Origin of the sequence: Desulfovibrio sp. 1214_IL3152 (genome assembly GCF_036763055.1) — a bacterium.
Lineage (GTDB): Bacteria > Desulfobacterota > Desulfovibrionia > Desulfovibrionales > Desulfovibrionaceae > Desulfovibrio.
Genome location: NZ_JBAIYW010000047.1, coordinates 1 through 3631, shown reverse-complemented (window position 1 = coordinate 3631; position 3631 = coordinate 1). Strand labels below are relative to the sequence as shown.

Genomic DNA, 3631 nt, shown 5'->3' with positions numbered 1-3631 from the left:
CGCTTTCCAGCGCGCCGATGCGGAACTTGCCGCCCGGGGCCATGCCCCGCACGCGGCTTTCGGCTTCTTCGGTGAGGGCCAGTATCCTGAGAGCGTATTGATGCAGGGTATGCGCCTTGTCTGTGGGGTAAAGACGTTTTTTTTCGCGCAAAAAAAGCTGTACTCCCAGGCTTTCTTCCAACTGAAGAATGCGCATGGTCACGCCCGAAGGAACGCGATTCAGGGCCTTGGCCGCAGCCGTGATGCTGCCTGTTTCCATCACGCTCACGAGCGTGCGCAGATCGGTCATTTCCATATGTTCACCAAAATTGAATATGCTTGTTATTTTTATTCAGTTGTCATGAACGTTTTCACCATTATATAGTCCCCGGCAAATGGCAAGTGCCGAAATTGTTCGCGCGGCGGCCCAAATGTGGTGGTATGGGAATGAAAGAGACATGGAAGTTTTTGTGGCAGATGGCCTTTCTGATGGCCCTTTTTTTGGCATCCAACTGGCTGGTGGGCTTTACGGGCCTGCCCATGCCCGGAAACGTGCTTGGCATTATAGTGCTTTTTCTTCTTTTGCTCACTGGTGTGGTTAAAGAGGAGCACATAAGCACGGCAGCCAATTTTTTGCTCAAGCATATGGTTTTTTTCTTTGTGCCCGTGGCTGTGGGCCTGATGCAGTGGGGCGGCGTTTTTTATGATTATGGCTGGATTTTGCTGGCAGCCGTTGTTATCGGGGCCATTTTGCCCCTGCTGGCAGTGGGGCTTTTGGGCAGAGCCCTGCGCCGCCGTACCCGCCGTAAGGAGGAAGAATCATGCAGTCCTATGTAAGCATAAGCACGGTTCTCTGCATCCTCGGCACGCTGCTGGCCTACATGGCGGTGCGCGCCCTGTACCTGCGCTACAAGCACCCCCTGATCAATATCGTGGCTCTTGGGGCGGCGATCATCATCACGGTTCTTGTGGTCTGTGATATCTCCTATGCCGTATATGAACCCGCCGCGAAAATCATGACCGTGTTCATCGGCCCTGCCACCGTGGCTCTGGCCTTGCCCCTGTATCGCTACAGGCAGGTACTTTTGCGCTATGTTCTCGCCATTCTGGGCAGCGTGTGCGCAGGGACCTTTGTGGCCATGTTTTCTGCGGGCCTGATAGCCCGGCTTGGCGGCCTGCCCCAGGAAGTGGTTATTTCCATCATACCCAAGAGCGTTTCCATCCCCTTTGCCATCGAGATTGCAGGACTTTACGGGGGCATACCCTCTCTTGCGGCAGCCTTTGTGGTAGCCACGGGAACCCTTGGTTCCCTCATGGGCGGCTGGACGCTGAATCTTGCGGGCGTGAAGGATCCGTTTGCCCGTGGCCTGTCGCTCGGCACGGTGTCTCACGCGCAGGGGACGGCGGCAGCTTTGCAGGAAGGTGAGGAGCAGGGCGCCATGGCCGGACTGGCGCTTATTCTGGCGGGCATTATCACCGCGGCCATCGCTCCCGTGGTGGTCTGGATGGTGCTGCGTTTTCCTGCCGTGGGCTAGAGCAATTTCACTTTGAAATTGCTCTGGCGACTGCGCGAGCAGACGCCCGCCGCGAAGGCGTAAGCGCAATTTATTTGCGCGGTTAAACGCCGAAGCGAGCGTGTTTTAAACTTTGAAAATGTATATTTTCAAAGTTAATCTGCTCTAAGGGCAAGACTGGATTGTCGCCTGGCTCGGGTCTGGGTCAGGCCCGGACGAGGCTATGGCTTGGACCCGGCTGGCCTTCAGCTTGCTCGAGGCACGGGGTATCGCCTGGTAACTTGGGCGTAAGCTTGGTGGAAGATTTCAGCCCGCAGACAGCGCTGTTCTTACCAGAAACGGCTTACACAAGGCGCGCAGGGTGGCATCTGTACCGGGTGAGTAAAATTTACTCGGCAAGCTGTTTCGGTGGGTAAAATTGCCGCATATTTCGTCAGGGTCGCCAGAGTGTGTTTTTATAAATAATAAATAAATATAATATGTTGTATAAATAATAATGTCTGGCACGGCTCTTGCCATTAGTAGAGTGCTCCCACTAATGGCGTAGCCGGCCAGCCTTCCAGGCAGAGGTTGACCGCGGATTGGATTGTCCACACCCTCCTCCTGTGACAACCCCCGAGGCGTCAGGCGGGCGCACCCAGAAAGCCCGCCTGACGCCAATGCTCGTCAAAGCTTGCCCTGTTGTGCAAACCCCAGAGACCCGCCCGGTAATACCGGGCGGGTCTCTGGCTTTGGCGCAGTTGAGCCGTTTGGGCAGTTGCTGCATCTGGCGCAGTTGCGGCAATCGCAGCAGTTACTGCCGTCGGCCCAGCTGCCGCAAGGGGCGGCCTTTGCGGGTCAGGCCAGCTTCAAGAGCATGGCCCCGCACGCGACCAGTATTACGGCAATTCCCCGCCAGATCGTAAATTTTTCATGCAGCAGAATCACGGCCAGCAGCATGCCGAAAATCACCGAAGTTTCACGCAGGGCAGCCACCATGGCAATGGGGGCCAAGGTCATGGCCCATATGGCTATGCCGTAGGAACCCAGCCCCGCCAGCCCGCCAAAAAGCCCGATGGCAGCCCTTTTTTGCACATAGCGCAGGTAGGTCATGCCGTGCCGCCGCAGTATGAAGACGTGCAGCGGCACGATGTTGAGCACAAAAATCCAGCAGGCATAGCTTATGGCATTGCCGCTGTGCTGCGCGCCCAGGCCGTCGGCCAGGGTGTAGCCCATAATGACAAAAGAGGTGCGCAGTGAAATGAACACGGCATTCCTGCCTGCGCCGCGCTGCGCGTTGTCCCTTGCAAGGCAGAAAACGCCGCAGCACAACGTAAGCACGCCGCACCATGCGCCGAGGCTCAGTGATTCTCCAAAAAAAAGCATGGCCAGCGATGTAAGCAGCGGGGCGCTGCCGCGCATGATGGTGTAAGCAAAAGTAAGGTCTACCTTCTTGTACGCCTCAGCAATGCAGATATAGTAGGTGAAGTGGCAAATGCAGGACATGCCGAGATAGGGCAGGCAGGCAGGGTCAAGAAGGGGAAGAAAGGGAACAATGCATGCCGCGCCAATGCCTGCGCCAAGGGCGTTAAGGCCGGTTTCGAAGAGTTTGTTTTCTCCGCCCTTGACGATGATGTTCCACAGAGCGTGCAACAGGGCGGCAAAGAGGACAGTAATAACAATATACGCTGGCATGAAAAATTTCACTACGCCCATTGTCGTGCTTTGGCAAACCCTTATTCCGGGTTCTTGCCAGCGGTTTGCGCTTGGGCATTTTACAGCCGCACTTTTGCAGAAGTGGTTTAAATCAGTTTCGGTTCATCTTGAGATATTTTTCTCAAAATGATGCTGTAGTGCATCCCCTGGAGGTTGAAAAAGGGCCGAAGCTGAAATGAAATATTTTCAATAATCTGAAATAAAAAGAAATATTTTAACGTGTGGTCTTGGCATATGTCTTGCTTTTCTTACGGCAGCGCCTGCCAAGTGCTGATTTTATTTTGTCGATCAAAATTTTTCGTGGAGCACCATTAACCTTCAAGGAGCCTTACAATGAAGTTTCAGGGTATGACTATCGGTGTGCCGAAGGAAATCATGCACGGCGAACGCCGCGTGTCCGCGACTCCTGACACCGTCAAAAAGATGGTTGCCGACGGCGCCAC

At 54.8% G+C, this 3631-nt stretch carries 5 protein-coding genes; 2 read left to right on the top strand and 3 right to left on the bottom strand.

Features of this window, described 5'->3' with window-relative positions; all coding sequences use genetic code 11:
* Positions 1 to 295, bottom strand: a 295-nt coding sequence (locus V6C07_RS00915) for a LysR family transcriptional regulator (RefSeq protein ID WP_333534522.1), incomplete at its 3' end; no start/stop codon positions are given.
* 131 nt (positions 296 to 426) lie between these two features.
* Here V6C07_RS00915 and V6C07_RS00910 point away from each other — a divergent pair.
* Together V6C07_RS00910 and V6C07_RS00905 are read left to right on the top strand one after the other, a co-directional pair.
* Positions 427 to 816, top strand: coding sequence for a CidA/LrgA family protein (locus tag V6C07_RS00910; protein ID WP_333534520.1), 390 nt, complete (start codon positions 427 to 429; stop codon positions 814 to 816).
* Positions 801 to 1514 carry an LrgB family protein gene (locus tag V6C07_RS00905; protein ID WP_333534517.1) on the top strand — a complete coding sequence of 238 codons (714 nt, stop codon included), beginning with the start codon at positions 801 to 803 and terminating at the stop codon, positions 1512 to 1514. Before V6C07_RS00910 ends, V6C07_RS00905 begins: the two co-directional genes overlap by 16 nt.
* A gap of 285 nt (positions 1515 to 1799) precedes the next feature.
* Here V6C07_RS00905 and V6C07_RS00900 read toward each other — a convergent pair whose 3' ends face one another.
* The gene (locus tag V6C07_RS00900) at positions 1800 to 2087 is read right to left on the bottom strand and encodes a hypothetical protein (protein ID WP_333534516.1); all 288 of its coding nucleotides are present in this window, start codon (positions 2085 to 2087) and stop codon (positions 1800 to 1802) included.
* Positions 2088 to 2330: 243 nt separating this feature from the next.
* A complete protein-coding gene (locus V6C07_RS00895) occupies positions 2331 to 3167 on the bottom strand; it encodes a DMT family transporter (RefSeq protein WP_333534515.1) in 837 nt (278 codons plus the stop codon).
* Positions 3168 to 3631: the final 464 nt, after the last annotated feature.

What these genes read in the sequence shown, in the direction of transcription:
- V6C07_RS00895 (WP_333534515.1), bottom strand. Translation starts at nt 3,167, where the DNA reads ATGCCAGCGTATATTGTTATTACTGTCCTCTTTGCCGCCCTGTTGCAC.
- V6C07_RS00905 (WP_333534517.1), top strand. Translation starts at nt 801, where the DNA reads ATGCAGTCCTATGTAAGCATAAGCACGGTTCTCTGCATCCTCGGCACG.
- V6C07_RS00910 (WP_333534520.1), top strand. Translation starts at nt 427, where the DNA reads ATGAAAGAGACATGGAAGTTTTTGTGGCAGATGGCCTTTCTGATGGCC.